Consider the following 18,974-nt stretch of genomic DNA (forward strand, 5'->3'; position numbering starts at 1 on the left):
CCTGTATGTTGCGGAGAAAAAGCATGGCGGGGAATGACCGCGAGCCGATTGGACGTAAGGGGAAACCGTCACGTCCTGTGAAACAAAAGGTGAGCCGTCGTCGGCAGCATGACGACGATTATGATGATGACTATGAGGATGAAGAACCGATGCCGCGTAAAGGTAAGGGCAAAGGGCGTAAGCCTCGTGGCAAGCGCGGCTGGCTGTGGCTATTGCTAAAACTGTTTATCGTTTTTGTGGTGCTGTTCGCCATTTACGGCGTCTATCTGGATCAAAAAATCCGCAGCCGTATTGATGGCAAGGTCTGGCAGCTTCCGGCGGCGGTATATGGCCGGATGGTGAACCTTGAGCCAGACATGCCTGTCAGCAAAAACGAGATGGTGAAATTGCTGGAAGCGACGCAGTATCGTCTGGTGACGAAGATGACCCGTCCCGGCGAATTTACCGTGCAGGCCAATAGCATTGAGATGATCCGTCGTCCGTTTGACTTCCCGGACAGCAAAGAAGGGCAGGTGCGCGCGCGGCTGACGTTCAGTGACGGGCGTCTGGAAACCATCGTCAATCTGGATAACAACCGCCAGTTTGGCTTCTTCCGTCTCGATCCGCGGCTTATCACCATGCTTTCTTCGCCAAATGGCGAGCAGCGTTTATTCGTCCCGCGCAGCGGTTTCCCGGATCTGCTGGTCGATACGCTGTTGGCGACGGAAGACCGTCATTTCTATGAGCATGATGGCATTAGTCTTTACTCTATCGGGCGTGCGGTGCTGGCCAACCTGACGGCGGGACGCACGGTGCAGGGGGCCAGTACGCTAACCCAGCAGCTGGTGAAGAACCTGTTCCTCTCCAGCGAAAGATCATACTGGCGTAAAGCGAATGAAGCCTACATGGCGCTGATCATGGATGCCCGTTACAGTAAAGATCGTATTCTTGAGCTGTACATGAACGAGGTCTACCTCGGTCAAAGCGGGGACAATGAAATTCGCGGTTTTCCGCTGGCGAGCCTGTATTACTTTGGTCGTCCGGTAGAGGAACTGAGCCTCGATCAGCAGGCGTTACTGGTGGGGATGGTAAAAGGGGCGTCGATTTATAACCCGTGGCGCAACCCGAAACTGGCGCTGGAGCGTCGTAACCTGGTGTTACGCCTGTTACAGCAGCAGAAAATCATCGATCAGGAACTCTATGACATGCTGAGCGCACGTCCGCTTGGCGTACAGCCGCGCGGCGGCGTTATTTCACCGCAGCCAGCGTTTATGCAGATGGTTCGTCAGGAACTGCAGGCGAAGCTGGGGGATAAAATTAAAGATCTCTCCGGCGTGAAGATCTTCACCACCTTTGACTCCGTGGCGCAGGATGCCGCAGAAAAAGCCGTTGTCGAAGGCATTCCAGCGTTGAAGAAGCAGCGTAAATTGAGCGATCTGGAAACCGCGATGGTGGTGGTGGATCGCTTTAGCGGCGAGGTGCGCGCGATGGTTGGCGGGGCGGAGCCGCAGTATGCCGGCTATAACCGTGCCATGCAGGCGCGCCGTTCCATCGGGTCGCTGGCGAAACCGGCGACCTATCTGACCGCGTTAAGTCAGCCGAACTTATACCGTCTGAACACCTGGATTGCCGATGCGCCGATTTCTCTGCGCCAGCCGAATGGTCAGGTCTGGTCGCCGCAGAACGACGATCGTCGCTACAGCGAAAGCGGGAAAGTGATGCTGGTGGATGCGTTAACTCGCTCAATGAACGTACCGACGGTCAATCTGGGGATGGCGTTAGGTTTACCGGCGGTAACCGATACCTGGACGAAGCTCGGCGTGCCGAAAGATCAGCTCAATCCGGTTCCGGCGATGCTGTTAGGGGCGCTGAACCTGACGCCGATCGAAGTGGCGCAGGCGTTCCAGACTATCGCCAGCGGCGGAAATCGCGCGCCGTTATCAGCGCTGCGTTCGGTTATTGCGGAAGATGGTAAGGTGTTGTACCAAAGTTATCCGCAAGCTGAACGCGCCGTACCGGCACAGGCGGCTTACCTGACGCTCTGGACAATGCAGCAGGTCGTCCAGCGTGGTACGGGGCGTCAGCTTGGCGCGAAATATCCGGGTCTGCATCTGGCGGGTAAAACCGGGACGACAAACAACAATGTCGATACCTGGTTTGCCGGGATTGACGGCAGCCAGGTGACTATCACCTGGGTAGGCCGTGATAACAACCAGCCGACGAAATTGTACGGTGCCAGCGGCGCGATGGCGATTTACCAGCGCTATCTGGCGAACCAGACGCCGACGCCTTTAGTTCTGACGCCGCCGGAAGATGTGGTGGATATGGGCGTTGATTACGACGGTAATTTTGTCTGTAGCGGCGGTATGCGCACTCTGCCGGTCTGGACGGACGATCCAAATACGCTGTGCCAGCAGGGCGAGATGATGCAGCAGCAACAGCAGCCGTCAGGCAATCCGTTCGATCAGTCGTCTCAGCCGCAGCAGCCTGCGCAGCAACAGCCGCCGAAAGAAGAGAAGAGCGACGGCGTTGCCGGCTGGATTAAGGAGATGTTCGGCGGCAATTAATCACGGTAATAGTGCCGGGTGGCGCTGTGCTTACCCGGTCTACACCGTTACGACCCCATTATGTGCGACGTAGGCCGAATAAGACGCTTACGTCGCCATCCGGCAAATCCTCCATAAATAACATTTCAGTCTAATTTATTAACCCTTCCTTTTCATCTGGTTATTTCTTAACCCCTTAGTTCTCGTAGGGCCGCGTATCGCTTGCCATTGCGACGATATTTCGCCTATCATGCTGCGGTTATAATAATAATTATCGTTTACGTTATCATTCACTTTCATCAGAGATATACCAATGGCGCGTCTTAAAACTGCTCAGCCAAACTCCTCACTGCGTAAAATCGCAGTTGTAGTAGCCACAGCGGTTAGCGGCATGTCTGTCTATGCACAGGCGGCGGTTCAACCGAAAGAAGAAACCATTACCGTAACCGCAGCGCCTGCCGCGCAGGAAAGTGCCTGGGGACCGGCTCCGACCATCGCCGCGAAGCGTTCCGCCACTACCACCAAAACTGATACACCTATCGAAAAAACGCCACAGTCGGTTTCGGTGGTCACTAACGAAGAGATGCAGATGCATCAATTCCAGTCAGTAAAAGAAGCGTTGGGTTACACGCCGGGCGTAACGGTAAGCAGTCGCGGCGCTTCCAATACCTATGACTTCGTGATTATCCGTGGCTTCTCTTCCGTCGGCCTGAGCCAGAACAACTATCTGGATGGCCTGAAATTGCAGGGGAACTTCTACAACGATGCGGTTATTGATCCCTACATGCTTGAGCGTGTTGAGTTGATGCGTGGCCCAACGTCCGTTCTCTACGGTAAGAGCAACCCGGGTGGTATCATTTCGATGGTTAGCAAGCGGCCGACTACTGAGCCGCTGAAAGAAATTCAATTCAAAATGGGGACGGACAATTTGTTCCAGACCGGTTTTGATTTTAGTGATTCCCTGGATGACAACGGTGAGTTCTCATATCGTCTGACGGGACTGGCGCGTTCGACAAACGAACAGCAAAAGAGCTCTGAGTCGCAGCGCTATGCGATTGCGCCCTCTTTTACCTGGCGTCCGGATGAGAAAACGAATTTTACGTTCCTTTCTTATTTCCAGAACGAACCAGAGACCGGCTACTACGGCTGGCTGCCGAAAGAGGGAACGGTTGAACCGTTACCGAATGGTAAACGTCTGCCAACGGATTTCAACGAAGGGGCGTCAAACAACACCTATTCTCGTAACGAGAAAATGGTGGGATACAGTTTCGAGCATGGCTTCAACGACACTTTTACCGTGCGCCAGAATTTACGTTTTGTCGAAATGAAAACCGCGCAAAAAAGCGTCTATGGCACGGGGATTGCGGCGGACGGCCATACGCTTAACCGCGGTACTATCGTTGACAACGAGCGTTTACAGAATTTCAGCGTAGATACACAACTGGAAAGTAAATTCGCGACCGGCGATATTGATCATACGTTGCTGACGGGTGTCGATTTCATGCGTATGCGTAATGATATTAACGCGACGTTTGGTAGCGCGCCGTCAATCGATCTCTATAACAATTACCATCCTGAATACTTTGCTTTCGGCGGCGCCGAGCCGTACCAGATGAACGAAAGTAAACAAACAGGCCTTTATGTTCAGGATCAGGCGGAATGGAATAAGTGGGTATTTACTCTCGGCGGCCGTTATGACTGGTCTAAACAAGCGACAACGGTGCGTCAGAATTCCACTACGCCGACAGAAGGATATATTGAACGTAATGACCACCAGTTCACCTGGCGCGGTGGCGTAAACTACGTATTCGATAATGGAATTTCACCTTACTTCAGCTATAGCCAATCTTTCGAGCCAAGCGCCTTCGATTTGTGGAGCACCCCACGCGTTTCTTACAAGCCGTCAAAAGGCGAGCAATATGAAGCAGGGGTGAAATATGTACCGAAAGACATGCCGGTTGTTGTTACGGGTGCCGTTTATCAGCTGACCAAAACCAATAACCTGACCGCCGATCCAACCAACCCATTAGCGCAGGTGCCGGCAGGCGAAATTCGTGCGCGAGGTGTAGAGCTGGAAGCCAAAGCAGCATTGACGGCTAACATCAATATGACGGCGTCTTACACTTATACTGATGCTGAATACACGAAAGACACTAATCTGAAAGGGAATACGCCAGAGCAGGTGCCTGAACACATGGCGTCGTTGTGGGGCGATTACACCTTCAACGACGGTCCGTTGTCAGGTTTAACGCTGGGAACAGGCGGTCGTTTTATTGGTTCCAGTTACGGCGATCCGGCCAATAGCTTCAAGGTAGGCAGCGCAGCAGTGATGGATGCGGTCGTCAAGTACGATCTGGCGCGTTTTGGTATGGCGGGCTCCAGCATTGCGGTTAACGTTAATAATCTGCTCGACCGCGAATACGTCGCCAGCTGCTTCCAGACCTACGGCTGTTTCTGGGGCGCAGAACGTCAGGTCGTTGCAACGGCAACCTTCCGTTTCTAATTTCTTTTTGGGCACGGCTGGCCGTGCCCGTTTTACAAGTTGGCTGCGATGCAGGAAAACCACATTCATTCCGATACCACCTTTGCGCTGCGAAGCGTCGCCTTTCGTGTGCCGGGCCGCACGCTTTTACACCCTCTCTCGTTAACGTTTCCCGCAGGTCGCGTCACCGGACTTATTGGTCATAATGGTTCCGGTAAATCCACGCTGTTAAAAATGCTGGGCCGCCATCAGCCGCCTTCCGAAGGGGATATTCTGCTCGACAATCAGCCGCTGGCGAGCTGGAGCAGCAAGGCGTTTGCCCGCAAAGTTGCCTATCTGCCTCAACAATTGCCGCAGGCGGAAGGAATGACGGTGCGCGAACTGGTGGCGATTGGCCGCTATCCGTGGCACGGCGCGCTGGGACGCTTTGGCGTCGCGGACCGGGAAAAAGTAGAAGAGGCGATTACGCTGGTCGGCTTAAAACCGCTGGCGCATCGTCTGGTAGACAGCCTTTCCGGCGGCGAGCGCCAGCGCGCGTGGATTGCCATGCTGGTCGCGCAGGACAGCCGTTGTTTGCTGCTGGATGAGCCGACGTCAGCGCTGGATATCGCCCATCAGGTTGACGTGCTGGCGCTGGTGCATCGCTTAAGCCAGCAGCGCGGGCTGACGGTGGTTGCGGTGCTGCACGATATCAACATGGCGGCCCGCTACTGTGATTATTTAGTCGCGCTACGCGGCGGTGAAATGATTGCGCAAGGAACGCCTGCGGAACTGATGCGCAGTGAAACGCTGGAGAAGATTTACGGTATCCCGATGGGTATCCTTCCGCATCCGGCGGGCGCCGCACCTGTGAGTTTTGTGTATTAATGCGTGATTTATATCCTCTTACTCGCCGCCGTTTATTAACGGCGATGGCGCTCTCGCCGCTGCTGTGGCAAATGAATACGGCGCAGGCTGCCGCTATCGATCCCCGCCGGATTGTGGCGCTGGAGTGGCTGCCAGTTGAGCTGCTGCTGGCGCTCGGTATTACGCCTTATGGCGTGGCGGACGTACCAAATTATAAGCTGTGGGTTAGCGAACCGCCGTTGCCGGATTCGGTGATTGATGTGGGTCTTCGCACTGAACCCAATCTCGAACTGCTGACGGAGATGAAGCCGTCGTTTATGGTCTGGTCGGCAGGTTACGGACCCTCGCTGGAAAAACTGGCGCGGATCGCGCCGGGGCGCGGGTTTAATTTTAGCGACGGCAAAAAGCCGCTGGCGGTGGCCCGACGCTCGCTGGTTGAACTGGCGCAGACGCTGAATCTGGAAGCTGCGGCAGAAAAACATCTGGCGCAATACGATCGCTTCATCGCCAGCCAGAAGCCGCATTTTATCCGCCGCGGGGGGCGTCCGTTACTGATGACGACGCTTATCGATCCGCGGCATATGCTGGTGCTCGGCCCGAATTGCCTGTTCCAGGAGGTGCTGGACGAGTATGGCATTGTCAATGCCTGGCAGGGTGAAACCAACTTTTGGGGCAGTACGGCGGTCAGCATCGATCGGCTGGCGATGTATAAAGAAGCGGATGTGATCTGCTTCGATCACGGGAATAGCACCGATATGAACGCGCTGATGGCAACGCCGCTGTGGCAGGCCATGCCGTTTGTCCGCGCCGGGCGCTTTCACCGGGTGCCCGCCGTTTGGTTCTATGGCGCGACCCTCTCCACGATGCATTTTGTCCGCATCCTGGATAACGTGTTGGGAGGCAAAGCGTGAGCAGAAAACGTGAAATGCCGGAGGGCGGCGCGAAAAGCGCCTTATCCGACCTACGGTTCGGGCGCTTTGTAGGCCGGATAAGGCGAAGCCGCCATCCGGCGTTGCTGTTATTGGCGCTGTTTGTTGCCGCCTGCTGGCTGACATGGGTTAACTTCTCCGTTGCTCTACCGCGCAGCCAGTGGCAACAGGCTATCTGGTCACCGGATATCGACATCATTGAGCAGATGATTTTTCATTACAGCCTGCTGCCAAGACTGGCGATTTCGCTGCTGGTGGGCGCGGGGCTTGGGCTGGTAGGCGTCCTGTTCCAGCAAGTATTGCGTAACCCGCTGGCGGAACCGACCACGCTGGGCGTGGCGACCGGCGCGCAATTGGGGATCACGGTGACTACGCTATGGGCGATTCCCGGCGCGCTGGCGACGCAGTTTGCCGCCCTGACGGGAGCCTGTATCGTCGGCGCGCTGGTGTTCGGCGTGGCGTGGGGCAAACGTCTGTCGCCAGTGACCCTGATCCTCGCCGGGCTGGTGGTCAGCCTCTATTGTGGGGCTATCAACCAGCTATTGGTGATTTTCCACCACGATCAGTTGCAAAGCATGTTTTTATGGAGCACCGGAACGCTGACGCAAACCGACTGGAGCGGCGTGCAGCGTCTGTGGCCGCAGTTGCTGGGCGGTGTGATGCTCACGTTATTGTTGTTACGCCCGATGACGCTGATGGGGCTGGATGACGGCGTTGCGCGTAATCTGGGGCTGGCGCTGTCGTTAGCGCGTCTGGCGGCGCTGTCGCTGGCGATTGTGTTGAGCGCGCTGCTGGTCAACGCGGTGGGCATTATCGGTTTTATCGGCCTGTTTGCGCCGCTGCTGGCGAAAATGCTTGGCGCAAGACGTCTGCTGGCGCGCCTGATGCTGGCGCCGCTCATTGGGGCGCTTATTTTGTGGCTATCCGATCAGATTATCCTTTGGCTCACCCGCGTTTGGATGGAGGTCTCCACCGGTTCAGTGACGGCGTTAATCGGCGCGCCGCTGCTCCTGTGGCTGCTGCCGCGGCTTAAAAGCATGAGCGCGCCGGATATGAACGCCAGCGATCGTGTGGCAGCGGAGCGTCGGCATGTCCTCGCTTTTGCCGTTGCCGGTGGCGCGCTCCTGCTGCTGGCAACATGGGTCGCGCTCTCTTTTGGTCGCGACGCGCACGGCTGGACGTGGGCGAGCGGAACGCTGCTTGAGGAACTGATGCCGTGGCGCTGGCCGCGGATACTGGCGGCGTTAATGGCGGGTGTCATGCTGGCGGTGGCGGGCTGCATTATTCAGCGTCTGACCGGTAACCCAATGGCCAGTCCGGAAGTGCTGGGGATCAGTTCCGGAGCCGCGTTTGGCGTGGTGTTGATGCTGTTTTTGGTGCCGGGGAATGCCTTCGGTTGGCTACTGCCCGCCGGAAGCCTGGGCGCGGCGGCGACACTGCTGATTATTATGATAGCCGCCGGACGCGGCGGTTTCTCGCCGCAACGGATGTTGCTGGCGGGGATGGCGCTCAGCACCGCGTTTACCATGCTGCTAATGATGCTCCAGGCGAGCGGCGACCCGCGGATGGCGGAAGTGTTGACCTGGATTGCAGGATCTACCTATAACGCCACTGGCGGGCAGGTTACGCGAACCGCGATCGTGATGGTAATTTTGCTGGCCATTGTGCCGTTGTGTCGCCGCTGGTTAACGATTTTGCCACTGGGCGGCGATGCCGCGCGCGCGGTGGGCATGGCGCTTACGCCGTCGCGTATCGCGCTGCTGGCGCTGGCGGCTTGTTTGACGGCAACTGCGACGATGACCATTGGGCCGCTGAGTTTCGTTGGACTGATGGCGCCGCATATTGCGCGGATGCTCGGTTTTCGCCGGACGATGCCGCATATGGTCATCTCGGCGCTGGCAGGGGGCGTTTTACTGGTCTTTGCCGACTGGTGCGGCAGGATGGCGCTATTTCCGTATCAGATCCCGGCGGGACTGCTTTCAAGCTTTATTGGCGCGCCGTACTTTATCTATTTGCTACGTAAACAGAGCCGCTGAGTTTGCCGGATGGCGGCATAAATGCCTTATCCGGCCTACGGCGTAGAATGTAGGCCGGGTAATCGTCACCCGGCAATTCATCCTTTACAATTTCGCAAACACCCGACGTGCGGCGTCAATGGTATTATTAATGTCGTCCATGCTGTGTGCGACCGACATAAAACCCGCCTCAAACGCCGATGGCGCCAGATACACGCCTTCCTCCAGCATCAGGTGGAAGAAACGCTTAAAGCGTTCAACGTCGCACGCCATCACGTCCTGATAGCAAGTTACGCTCTCAGCGTCGGTGAAGAAAATCCCGAACATGCCGCCGACATGGTTAACCACCAGCGGAATATTCGCTTCTTCGGCAGCTTCCAGCAAACCTTCCGCCAGACGGGTGGTGAGCTCATCCAGCGTTTCATGAATGCCGGGCTGGGCGACTTCATTCAGGCAGGCGAAACCGGCCGCCATCGCAATCGGGTTGCCGGAAAGGGTGCCCGCCTGGTAAACCGGGCCCGTTGGCGCCAGCGCATCCATTACATCGCGACGACCGCCAAACGCGCCTACCGGCATCCCGCCGCCGATGATTTTACCCAGACAGGTCAGGTCCGGCACGACGCCGTAGTAATCCTGGGCTCCGGCCAGCGCTACGCGAAAACCGGTCATCACTTCGTCGATAATCAGCAGCGCGCCGAACTCATCGCACAAGGCGCGCAGGCCGGGCAGGAATTCCGGCAGCGGCGGGACGCAGTTCATATTGCCCGCCACGGGTTCGACGATGATACAGGCGATTTCCTGCGGATATTGTTCAAACGCCGCGCGCACTGACGCCAGATCGTTATAAGTGCAGGTCAGCGTATGTTTCGCGAAATCTGCCGGCACGCCCGGCGAGTTTGGCTGACCGAGCGTCAGCGCGCCAGAACCGGCTTTGACCAGCAGACAGTCGGCGTGGCCGTGGTAGCAGCCTTCGAATTTGATAATCTTATCGCGGCCAGTAAAACCACGCGCCAGGCGAATCGCGCTCATGGTCGCTTCGGTACCGGAGTTCACCATGCGCACCATGTCCATGGTCGGCACCAGGTTGGTGACCAGTTCCGCCATTTTCACTTCCATTTCGGTTGGCGCGCCGAAGCTTAAACCGCGCTCCGCAGCTTCGATTACCGCATTGCGGATAGCCGGATGGTTATGCCCCAGTACCATTGGCCCCCAGGAACCGACATAGTCGATATACGCTTTGCCATCGACATCGTACAGATACGCGCCGTCCGCTTTTTCGATAAACAGCGGGGTGCCGCCCACGCCAGTGAAGGCGCGAACAGGGGAGTTCACACCGCCGGGGATCAGCTCGCGGGCCGCGCTATAGAGATTTTCAGACTTACTCATGGAAAGATTCCTGGTTCGTAGAAAAAGTGAATACCCGCTATTCTAAGTTATTCAGAGAAGGTTATGAAAGTTTTACGCATTTGAAACAATACGATTTGCAGGGGATTTTCGCGGCGTTGGCGAGTAGAATGCCGACTTTAGATTTGTATTACCAATTAATGATCTTCTGATGAAAACAGACACTTCCACCTTTTTAGCTCAGCAAATTGTGCGTTTACGGCGCAGAGATCAGATTCGCCGGTTAATGCAGCGGGATAAAACGCCGCTGGCCATCCTGTTCATGGCGGCCGTTGTCGGCACGCTTACCGGACTGGTTGGCGTCGCCTTTGAAAAGACGGTTTCCTGGGTACAAAACATGCGCATTGGCGCGCTGGTTCAGGTCGCGGACCATGCGTTTTTGCTTTGGCCGCTGGCCTTTATCCTTTCGGCGTTACTGGCGATGGTCGGCTATTTTTTGGTGCGAAAATTTGCACCGGAAGCCGGCGGCTCGGGTATCCCGGAAATTGAAGGCGCGCTGGAGGAGTTACGTCCGGTGCGCTGGTGGCGCGTGTTGCCGGTGAAGTTTATCGGCGGGATGGGAACGTTGGGCGCAGGAATGGTGTTAGGGCGCGAAGGGCCAACGGTGCAAATCGGGGGCAACCTGGGGCGCATGGTGCTGGATGTTTTTCGTATGCGCAGCGCCGAAGCGCGGCATACGTTGCTGGCGACCGGCGCGGCGGCGGGGCTCTCTGCGGCGTTTAACGCGCCGCTGGCGGGTATCCTGTTTATTATTGAAGAGATGCGCCCGCAGTTTCGCTACAACCTGATTTCGATTAAAGCGGTGTTTACCGGCGTCATCATGTCGAGCATTGTGTTCCGCATATTTAACGGCGAAGCGCCGATTATTGAAGTCGGCAAACTGTCTGATGCGCCGGTTAACACGCTGTGGTTATACCTTATCCTCGGTATTATTTTTGGCTGCGTCGGGCCGGTATTTAATTCGTTGGTGCTGCGTACCCAGGATATGTTTCAGCGCTTTCATGGCGGCGAAATTAAAAAATGGGTGCTAATGGGCGGCGCGATCGGCGGCCTGTGCGGTATTCTGGGGTTGATTGAGCCGGAAGCGGCAGGCGGCGGATTTAACCTTATTCCTATCGCCGCGGCAGGTAATTTTAGCGTCGGGCTACTGCTGTTCATCTTTATTACCCGGGTGGTCACGACGCTGCTTTGCTTTTCTTCCGGCGCGCCGGGGGGCATTTTCGCCCCGATGCTGGCGCTGGGAACGCTGCTTGGTACGGCCTTCGGTATGGCGGCGGCAGTGCTTTTTCCGCAGTATCACCTGGAGGCCGGTACCTTTGCGATTGCCGGGATGGGGGCGCTGATGGCGGCGTCGGTGCGCGCCCCGCTGACGGGGATTGTGCTGGTGCTGGAGATGACCGATAACTACCAGCTCATTTTGCCAATGATTATCACCTGTCTTGGCGCGACACTATTAGCCCAGTTTTTGGGCGGGAAACCGTTATACTCAACCATCCTGGCGCGCACTCTGGCGAAGCAGGATGCGGAACAGGCGGCGAAAAACCAGAATGCGCCCGCGGGCGAGAATACTTGAACGAATTACCAGGGTATTAGATAATGACTGCCAATATTGGGTGAAAATTTATCCAATTACCGATGTCGTTTGGAGCAAAATATGAGTGATGACGTAGCGCTGCCGCTGCAGTTTACCGACGCAGCAGCGAATAAAGTAAAAAGTCTTATCGCTGACGAAGATAACCCGAATCTGAAACTGCGCGTGTATATCACCGGCGGTGGTTGCAGCGGCTTCCAGTATGGTTTTACCTTTGACGATCAGGTTAACGAAGGGGATATGACCATCGAAAAACAGGGCGTTGGCCTGGTGGTTGACCCGATGAGTTTGCAGTATCTGGTGGGTGGTTCGGTGGATTATACCGAAGGCCTGGAAGGTTCCCGCTTCATTGTAACCAACCCGAATGCGAAAAGTACCTGCGGGTGTGGCTCTTCCTTCAGCATTTGATTGCTGTTCGTTGTGCCGGATGGCGACGCGAGCGTCTTATCCGGCCTACAACATCTTTCCTGTAGGCCCGATAAGCGTAGCGCCATCGGGCAAAACAATATCAACGTCCGTTTTCATCCAGTGCAAACGTCGGCAATTTCAAATGCCAACGAATGGCCGCCAGCCGAATGAACAGCGTGACGACCATACCCATCATGCTGGCGCTTTCCAGCGGTACTGAAAACGTATAAAACGCGGTGGCGTGAACAATCCCGCCGATAATACAGGCCGTGGCATAGATTTCGGTGCGTAGGATCATGGGAATCTCGCGTGCCAGAACATCGCGAATAATCCCGCCGCCGACGCCGGTAATCACGCCCATACAGACTGCCACTAATGGCCCCGTTTCAGCGAGGAAGGCTTTATTCACCCCAATGCCGACAAACACCGCCAGCCCGACCGCATCCAGTACCGGCAACATCCATTTCGGCAGACGTCTTGGCTGGCGAACCAGCAGGATGGTCAGCATACTGGTGACCATGGCGACGACCAAATCGGTAGGATCTTTAACCCAGAATACCGGGCCGTTATCCAGCGCCATATCGCGGATTGTCCCGCCGCCGACGGCAGTAACGACGCCGAGCACCAGGACGCCGAACGGGTCCATACGTAATTTCCCGGCCAGCAACACGCCAGAGATAGCAAATACAGCCGTGCCTACAATATCCAGCCAATAGACGAGCATTGTCGAATCCCCACTGGGAGCCTGGTAAGACAGGCTCTAATTCACCTGTGAAAGCGCATTACAGAGTTGTTTTGCGGCGAGGATAATACGCGGGCTTGCGCGTTCAAACCAGTCGCTGTTAAGCGGAATAACCGGAATTTTTAACAGGTTTCCCCAGTATTGTTCAATTTTGAGAATTTCGCCCGCTTTTCCGGCCACGATAATGGCCTGGGGATGCCTTGCCAGCACCTGCTCACGGCTGACTTGCGGCCACGGCACGCGGCTGTCAGCAAAGACGTTTTCTCCGCCGCAGGTCGTCAAAACCTGATGTTGAATAGACCCTTTACCACTGGTAAACAGAGGATTCATGCCAAACTGAAGAAAGACGCGCTTTTTAGCTTTACCGGCATACTCGGCGTTGAGAGCGGCGTACTCGTTTAGCAATGTCTGCGCTGCCTGCTGAGCCTTTTCCGGCTGCGGGCTCCAGGCGGCCAGTTGACGGAGCGTGTCGGCGATCTGTTCGATGGTTACCGCGTCCACCCACATGACCTTAATACCTAATGACGTCAGTTGGTTTACCTGGCGTTCCGCATTACCGCCGCGCCAGGCGACGACCAGATCCGGCTTCAGCGCCACAATGCGTTCCAGATTCATTCCCTGCCAGGTAGAGACCTGTTCTATTTTTTGCGCTTCGGGCGGGTAGTCGGAATAGCTGCTGACGCCAACGGGCGTAATCCCGGCGGCAAAAGCGAGCTCCGTATTGGCGGGAGAGAGGGTAATGACGCGCGGCGCAGCGTAAAGCCACACCGGGAGCGTAAGCAGCAGGGCGACCAGCGCCCTGAACATTTGCTTAGCCATGCGCCAGTTTCTGTACCAGCGTCTCGACCATCAGAGTCGACTGTTTCGCCGCCACCGCGAGGAATTCGTCAAAGCTGAGGTGCGATTGCTGATCGGCCACGTCAGAAATAGCGCGTACCACCACGAACGGCACGTTGAAGTTATAGCAGACGTGTGCGATAGCGGTGGCTTCCATCTCTACGGCGACCGCGTCGGGGAAGTTATGCCGAATTTTTGCCAGCCCGACGGAGCCGTTAATAAACGCGTCGCCGCTAACAATAAGGCCGCGTACCGCGTTCAGATTCAGCTCTCTGATGCAGGATTCTGCGGCGGCGATCAGTTTATCATCGGCCTTAAATCCGGCCGGACAGCCCGGTAATTGCCCGTATTCATAGCCGAAAGCGGTCACATCAGCGTCGTGGTAACGCGCTTCGTCAGAGACGACGATATCGCCGACCTTCAGCGTGGACGCCAGACCGCCTGCGGAACCGGTATTGATGATCACGTCCGGTTTGCAGTGCTCCAGAAGCAACGTTGCGCCCAGCGCCGCCGCGACTTTACCGATACCAGATTTCAGCAACGCCACTTCGGTGCCGTTCAACTGGCCGGTGTAAATTTCGCAGCCGCCCAGCGTAATCGTCTGACGGTTGTCAATTTTGTCACGCAGCAGCGTAACTTCTTCTTCCATTGCGCCAATGATGCCGATTTTCATAGATTTACTCGCGATAAGTCAGTTTTGAGGGCATAGTTTATCATGCGCTTATGGGGAAGCGCATTTCTCAGGCGGGGAGAGAATATGGCATCGATCGATTTCCGAAATAAAATTAACTGGCATCGTCGTTATCGTTCACCGCAGGGCGTAAAGACGGAACATGAGATCCTGCGGATTTTTGAAAGCGATCGCGGGCGGATTATCAACTCTCCGGCTATACGCCGTTTGCAGCAAAAAACGCAGGTTTTCCCGCTGGAGCGCAATGCCGCAGTACGTACTCGCCTGACGCATTCGATGGAGGTGCAGCAGGTGGGGCGTTATATCGCGAAAGAGATTTTAAGCCGCCTGAAAGAGCAAAACCGACTGGAGGAGTACGGCCTGGACGCGCTGACCGGTCCCTTTGAAAGTATTGTGGAAATGGCCTGCCTGATGCACGACATCGGTAATCCGCCGTTCGGTCATTTTGGCGAGGCGGCGATCAATGACTGGTTTCGTCAGCGGCTGCATCCGGAAGATGCGGAAAGTCAGCCGCTCACGCATGATCGCTGTGTGGTTTCCTCGCTACGGTTACAGGAAGGCGAAGAAAATCTGAACGATATTCGCCGCAAGGTACGTCAGGATATCTGCCATTTTGAAGGCAATGCACAGGGAATTCGTCTGGTACATACGCTCATGCGGATGAATCTTACCTGGGCGCAGGTTGGCGGAATTTTAAAATATACCCGTCCGGCATGGTGGCGAGGGCCGGTGCCGGATTCCCATCGCTATTTAATGAAGAAACCGGGCTATTATCTTTCTGAAGAGAAGTATATTGCGAGGTTACGTAAAGAACTGCAGTTAGCGCCTTACAGTCGCTTTCCATTAACGTGGATTATGGAAGCCGCAGATGATATTTCTTATTGTGTCGCCGATCTTGAAGATGCGGTAGAGAAAAGAATCTTTAGCGTTGAGCAGCTTTACCACCATTTATATCACGCGTGGGGCCACCATGAGAAGGATTCGCTGTTTGAGCTGGTGGTAGGAAATGCGTGGGAAAAATCACGCGCCAATACATTAAGCCGCAGTACCGAAGATCAGTTTTTTATGTATTTACGGGTAAATACATTAAATAAACTGGTGCCCTATGCCGCTCAGCGTTTTATTGATAATTTGCCGCAGATTTTTGCCGGTACCTTCAATCAGGCGTTACTGGAAGATGCCAGCGGTTTTAGCCGCCTGCTTGAACTCTATAAGAATGTGGCGGTTGAACATGTGTTTAGCCATCCGGATGTAGAACAGCTTGAACTACAGGGATACCGGGTGATCAGCGGGTTATTAGATATCTATCAGCCGCTATTAAGTTTGTCGCTTAACGACTTTCGCGAGCTGGTGGAAAAAGAACGGTTGAAACGCTTCCCCATAGAATCGCGCTTATTTCAGAAACTTTCTACGCGCCATCGTTTGGCCTACGTGGAAGTCGTCAGTAAATTACCTACGGATTCGGCGGAGTACCCGGTACTGGAATATTATTATCGCTGTCGGTTGATTCAGGATTATATCAGCGGGATGACTGACCTTTACGCATGGGATGAATATCGGCGTTTGATGGCGGTCGAACAGTAAATGGACTTTTGTAAAGATGGACAATAAATTTTTACTTTTTCCAGAAACTTTGTTCCGGAACTTCGCGTTATAAAATGAATCTGACGTACACAGCAATTTTGCGTTACCTGTTAATCGAGATTGAAACACATGAAAAAAACCACATTAGCAATGAGTGCACTGGCTCTGAGTTTAGGTTTGGCATTGTCGCCTCTGTCTGCCACGGCGGCTGAAACGTCCTCTTCAGCAATGACTGCCCAGCAGATGCCAAGCCTGGCACCGATGCTCGAAAAAGTGATGCCATCGGTGGTCAGTATTAATGTAGAAGGTAGCACCACGGTGAATACGCCGCGTATGCCGCGTAATTTCCAGCAGTTCTTTGGCGATGACTCCCCGTTCTGCCAGGACGGTTCTCCGTTCCAGAATTCTCCGTTCTGCCAGGGCGGCGGTAACGGCGGCAACGGCGGTCAACAACAGAAATTCATGGCGCTGGGCTCCGGCGTAATTATTGACGCCGCGAAGGGCTACGTCGTTACCAACAACCACGTGGTTGATAACGCCAGCGTGATTAAAGTACAGCTTAGCGATGGACGTAAATTCGATGCTAAAGTGGTGGGCAAAGATCCACGTTCTGATATCGCGCTGATTCAAATTCAGAATCCGAAGAACCTGACGGCGATTAAGCTGGCGGACTCCGACGCGCTGCGCGTGGGGGATTATACCGTCGCTATTGGTAACCCGTTTGGTCTGGGCGAAACGGTGACGTCAGGTATCGTTTCGGCGCTGGGGCGTAGCGGCCTGAACGTAGAAAATTACGAGAACTTTATTCAGACCGACGCCGCGATTAACCGCGGTAACTCCGGCGGCGCGCTGGTGAACCTGAACGGTGAGCTGATCGGTATTAACACCGCGATTCTGGCGCCGGACGGCGGCAACATCGGTATCGGCTTCGCTATCCCCAGTAACATGGTGAAAAACCTGACGTCGCAGATGGTGGAATACGGCCAGGTGAAACGCGGCGAACTGGGGATCATGGGGACTGAGCTGAATTCCGAATTGGCGAAAGCGATGAAAGTCGACGCCCAGCGTGGCGCGTTCGTCAGCCAGGTGATGCCGAATTCGTCCGCGGCGAAAGCGGGTATCAAAGCCGGGGATGTCATTACCTCGCTGAACGGTAAACCGATCAGCAGCTTTGCGGCGCTGCGCGCTCAGGTCGGCACTATGCCGGTCGGCAGCAAAATCAGCCTCGGTCTGCTGCGTGAAGGTAAAGCGATTACGGTTAATCTGGAACTGCAGCAGAGCAGCCAGAGTCAGGTTGATTCCAGCACCATCTTCAGCGGGATTGAAGGCGCTGAAATGAGCAATAAAGGCCAGGATAAAGGCGTTGTGGTGAGCAGCGTGAAAGCGAATTCACCCGCCGCGCAAATTGGCCTCAAAAAAGGCGATGTCATTATCGGCGCTAACCAGCAGCCGGTGAAAAATATCGCTGAGCTGCGTAAAATTCTCGACAGCAAGCCGTCGGTGCTGGCGCTGAATATTCAGCGTGGTGATAGTTCTATTTATTTGCTGATGCAGTAATCACCTTTGTCCCCCTTCCGCCATGGAAGGGGGCAACACTTTTCTGTGAAACCCCCCACAACACCATACTTATTTGCACCGTTTTGTGCATTTGCACAATGTCGAGACTTGTCATCTTCCTTATGCTTGTGCTCTGCTCACAGGAGGGATTTATGGCTGGCTGGCATCTTGATACCAAAATGGCGCAGGATATCGTGGCGCGCACTATGCGCATCATCGATACCAATATCAACGTAATGGATGCCCGCGGGCGTATTATCGGCAGCGGCGATCGGGAACGTATTGGTGAATTGCACGAAGGCGCGCTGTTAGTGCTGTCGCAGGGCCGGGTTGTGGATATCGACGACGCCGTGGCGCGACACCTGCACGGGGTACGTCAGGGGATTAATCTTCCCTTACGCCTTGAGGGCGAAATTGTCGGCGTGATCGGTCTCACCGGCGAACCAGAGCATCTGCGTAAATATGGCGAACTGGTGTGTATGACTGCCGAAATGATGCTGGAGCAGTCGCGGTTAATGCACCTTTTGGCGCAGGATAGCCGTTTGCGCGAAGAGCTGGTGATGAACCTGATTCAGGCCGAAGAAAATACGCCGGCGCTGGTGGAATGGGCGCAGCGTTTGGGGATCGATTTGAACCAGCCACGTGTGGCGGCGGTGGTGGAAGTCGACAGCGGCCAGCTTGGCGTCGATAGCGCAATGGCGGAACTTCAGCAGTTGCAGAATGCGCTTACCACGCCGGAGCGTAACAACCTGATAGCCATTGTGTCTCTCACCGAGATGGTGGTGCTCAAACCCGCCTTAAACTCGTTTGGTCGCTGGGATGCTGAAGATCATCGTAAGCGCGTAGAGCAGCTTATCTCGCGAATGAAAGAGAATGGTCAGCTACGTTTTCGCGTGGCGCTGGGCAATTACTTTACCGGGCCGGGCAGTATTGCACGCTCATACCGCACGGCGCGCACCACGATGATGGTCGGCAAACAGCGGATGCCAGAAAGCCGCAGCTATTTTTATCAGGATTTGATGCTGCCGGTTCTGTTAGATAGCCTGCGTGGCGGCTGGCAGGCCAATGAGCTGGCGCGCCCGCTGGTAAAACTCAAAGCGATGGATAACAACGGATTATTACGTCGGACGCTGACGGCGTGGTTTCGCCATAATGTCCAGCCGCTGGCGACCTCTAAGGCGCTGTTTATTCATCGTAACACGCTGGAATATCGGCTAAATCGTATTTCGGAACTGACCGGGCTGGATTTGGGAAATTTTGACGATCGGCTGTTGCTGTATGTGGCGCTACAACTGGATGAACAGCGTTAAGTCCGGCGGCGCTTCGCTGACCAGAGCAGGGAACTTGGGCGAAGTAGTAGGCC

Annotated in this window: 14 protein-coding genes; 10 read left to right on the forward strand and 4 right to left on the reverse strand. The window is 55.2% G+C overall.

Annotation, left to right across the window (positions count from 1 at the left end):
* Nucleotides 1-23: 23 nt before the first annotated feature.
* The 5 genes from mrcB to fhuB all read left to right on the forward strand — a co-directional run bounded on the left by mrcB (nucleotide 24) and on the right by fhuB (nucleotide 8,818).
* Nucleotides 24-2,546 (forward strand): bifunctional glycosyl transferase/transpeptidase, encoded by a 2,523-nt coding sequence (gene mrcB, locus ACLJRH_RS18200; RefSeq protein ID WP_000918127.1) that lies wholly within the window; start codon nucleotides 24-26, stop codon nucleotides 2,544-2,546.
* 292 nt (nucleotides 2,547-2,838) lie between these two features.
* Nucleotides 2,839-5,028 (forward strand): ferrichrome porin FhuA, encoded by a 2,190-nt coding sequence (gene fhuA, locus ACLJRH_RS18205; RefSeq protein ID WP_000113219.1) that lies wholly within the window; start codon nucleotides 2,839-2,841, stop codon nucleotides 5,026-5,028.
* A gap of 48 nt (nucleotides 5,029-5,076) precedes the next feature.
* On the forward strand, nucleotides 5,077-5,874 hold the full coding sequence (fhuC, locus tag ACLJRH_RS18210; RefSeq protein WP_023136519.1) for a Fe3+-hydroxamate ABC transporter ATP-binding protein FhuC: 798 nt from the start codon (nucleotides 5,077-5,079) through the stop codon (nucleotides 5,872-5,874).
* Nucleotides 5,874-6,764, forward strand: coding sequence for a Fe(3+)-hydroxamate ABC transporter substrate-binding protein FhuD (gene fhuD, locus ACLJRH_RS18215; protein WP_023136520.1), 891 nt, complete (start codon nucleotides 5,874-5,876; stop codon nucleotides 6,762-6,764). Before fhuC ends, fhuD begins: the two co-directional genes overlap by 1 nt.
* Nucleotides 6,765-6,778: 14 nt before the next feature.
* Nucleotides 6,779-8,818 (forward strand): Fe(3+)-hydroxamate ABC transporter permease FhuB, encoded by a 2,040-nt coding sequence (gene fhuB, locus ACLJRH_RS18220; RefSeq protein ID WP_097367520.1) that lies wholly within the window; start codon nucleotides 6,779-6,781, stop codon nucleotides 8,816-8,818.
* Nucleotides 8,819-8,902: 84 nt separating this feature from the next.
* Here fhuB and hemL read toward each other — a convergent pair whose 3' ends face one another.
* Entirely contained in the window at nucleotides 8,903-10,183 is a 1,281-nt protein-coding gene (gene hemL / locus ACLJRH_RS18225; RefSeq protein WP_000045249.1) for a glutamate-1-semialdehyde 2,1-aminomutase, read from the reverse strand.
* Nucleotides 10,184-10,352: 169 nt separating this feature from the next.
* Here hemL and clcA point away from each other — a divergent pair, with 169 nt between their 5' ends.
* Nucleotides 10,353-11,774, forward strand: a complete 1,422-nt coding sequence (gene clcA / locus ACLJRH_RS18230; protein WP_001527117.1) for a H(+)/Cl(-) exchange transporter ClcA — start codon at nucleotides 10,353-10,355, stop codon at nucleotides 11,772-11,774.
* An 81-nt stretch (nucleotides 11,775-11,855) separates the two neighbouring features.
* Complete coding sequence (gene erpA / locus ACLJRH_RS18235) at nucleotides 11,856-12,200, forward strand: iron-sulfur cluster insertion protein ErpA (protein ID WP_001278668.1); 345 nt, start codon at nucleotides 11,856-11,858, stop codon at nucleotides 12,198-12,200.
* Between the two features lie 100 nt (nucleotides 12,201-12,300).
* Here erpA and ACLJRH_RS18240 read toward each other — a convergent pair whose 3' ends face one another.
* From ACLJRH_RS18240 to mtnN, 3 genes are read right to left on the reverse strand one after another with little or no spacing between them, the layout of a single operon-like run.
* Nucleotides 12,301-12,924, reverse strand: coding sequence for a TRIC cation channel family protein (locus ACLJRH_RS18240; protein WP_000964234.1), 624 nt, complete (start codon nucleotides 12,922-12,924; stop codon nucleotides 12,301-12,303).
* A 36-nt stretch (nucleotides 12,925-12,960) separates the two neighbouring features.
* Nucleotides 12,961-13,761 carry a vitamin B12 ABC transporter substrate-binding protein BtuF gene (btuF, locus tag ACLJRH_RS18245; RefSeq protein ID WP_001118843.1) on the reverse strand — a complete coding sequence of 267 codons (801 nt, stop codon included), beginning with the start codon at nucleotides 13,759-13,761 and terminating at the stop codon, nucleotides 12,961-12,963.
* Complete coding sequence (mtnN, locus tag ACLJRH_RS18250) at nucleotides 13,754-14,452, reverse strand: 5'-methylthioadenosine/S-adenosylhomocysteine nucleosidase (RefSeq protein ID WP_000689822.1); 699 nt, start codon at nucleotides 14,450-14,452, stop codon at nucleotides 13,754-13,756. Before mtnN ends, btuF begins: the two co-directional genes overlap by 8 nt.
* Before the next feature lie 84 nt (nucleotides 14,453-14,536).
* Between mtnN and dgt the strand changes: the two genes are divergently transcribed.
* The 3 genes from dgt to cdaR all read left to right on the forward strand — a co-directional run bounded on the left by dgt (nucleotide 14,537) and on the right by cdaR (nucleotide 18,921).
* Nucleotides 14,537-16,054: a dGTPase gene (gene dgt, locus ACLJRH_RS18255; protein ID WP_000146450.1), complete on the forward strand. Its 1,518-nt coding sequence runs from the start codon at nucleotides 14,537-14,539 to the stop codon at nucleotides 16,052-16,054.
* 129 nt (nucleotides 16,055-16,183) lie between these two features.
* Nucleotides 16,184-17,611 carry a serine endoprotease DegP gene (gene degP / locus ACLJRH_RS18260; RefSeq protein WP_000753958.1) on the forward strand — a complete coding sequence of 476 codons (1,428 nt, stop codon included), beginning with the start codon at nucleotides 16,184-16,186 and terminating at the stop codon, nucleotides 17,609-17,611.
* Nucleotides 17,612-17,763: 152 nt separating this feature from the next.
* On the forward strand, nucleotides 17,764-18,921 hold the full coding sequence (gene cdaR / locus ACLJRH_RS18265; protein WP_000929420.1) for a DNA-binding transcriptional regulator CdaR: 1,158 nt from the start codon (nucleotides 17,764-17,766) through the stop codon (nucleotides 18,919-18,921).
* The last annotated feature ends 53 nt before the right edge of the window (nucleotides 18,922-18,974 follow it).

This window comes from Salmonella sp. SAL04162 (genome assembly GCF_046551535.1).
GTDB classification, from domain to species: Bacteria; Pseudomonadota; Gammaproteobacteria; order Enterobacterales; family Enterobacteriaceae; genus Salmonella; species Salmonella enterica.

What these genes read in the sequence shown, in the direction of transcription:
- mrcB (WP_000918127.1), top strand. Translation starts at nt 24, where the DNA reads ATGGCGGGGAATGACCGCGAGCCGATTGGACGTAAGGGGAAACCGTCA.
- fhuA (WP_000113219.1), top strand. Translation starts at nt 2,839, where the DNA reads ATGGCGCGTCTTAAAACTGCTCAGCCAAACTCCTCACTGCGTAAAATC.
- fhuC (WP_023136519.1), top strand. Translation starts at nt 5,077, where the DNA reads ATGCAGGAAAACCACATTCATTCCGATACCACCTTTGCGCTGCGAAGC.
- fhuD (WP_023136520.1), top strand. Translation starts at nt 5,874, where the DNA reads ATGCGTGATTTATATCCTCTTACTCGCCGCCGTTTATTAACGGCGATG.
- fhuB (WP_097367520.1), top strand. Translation starts at nt 6,779, where the DNA reads ATGCCGGAGGGCGGCGCGAAAAGCGCCTTATCCGACCTACGGTTCGGG.
- hemL (WP_000045249.1), bottom strand. Translation starts at nt 10,183, where the DNA reads ATGAGTAAGTCTGAAAATCTCTATAGCGCGGCCCGCGAGCTGATCCCC.
- clcA (WP_001527117.1), top strand. Translation starts at nt 10,353, where the DNA reads ATGAAAACAGACACTTCCACCTTTTTAGCTCAGCAAATTGTGCGTTTA.
- erpA (WP_001278668.1), top strand. Translation starts at nt 11,856, where the DNA reads ATGAGTGATGACGTAGCGCTGCCGCTGCAGTTTACCGACGCAGCAGCG.
- ACLJRH_RS18240 (WP_000964234.1), bottom strand. Translation starts at nt 12,924, where the DNA reads ATGCTCGTCTATTGGCTGGATATTGTAGGCACGGCTGTATTTGCTATC.
- btuF (WP_001118843.1), bottom strand. Translation starts at nt 13,761, where the DNA reads ATGGCTAAGCAAATGTTCAGGGCGCTGGTCGCCCTGCTGCTTACGCTC.
- mtnN (WP_000689822.1), bottom strand. Translation starts at nt 14,452, where the DNA reads ATGAAAATCGGCATCATTGGCGCAATGGAAGAAGAAGTTACGCTGCTG.
- dgt (WP_000146450.1), top strand. Translation starts at nt 14,537, where the DNA reads ATGGCATCGATCGATTTCCGAAATAAAATTAACTGGCATCGTCGTTAT.
- degP (WP_000753958.1), top strand. Translation starts at nt 16,184, where the DNA reads ATGAAAAAAACCACATTAGCAATGAGTGCACTGGCTCTGAGTTTAGGT.
- cdaR (WP_000929420.1), top strand. Translation starts at nt 17,764, where the DNA reads ATGGCTGGCTGGCATCTTGATACCAAAATGGCGCAGGATATCGTGGCG.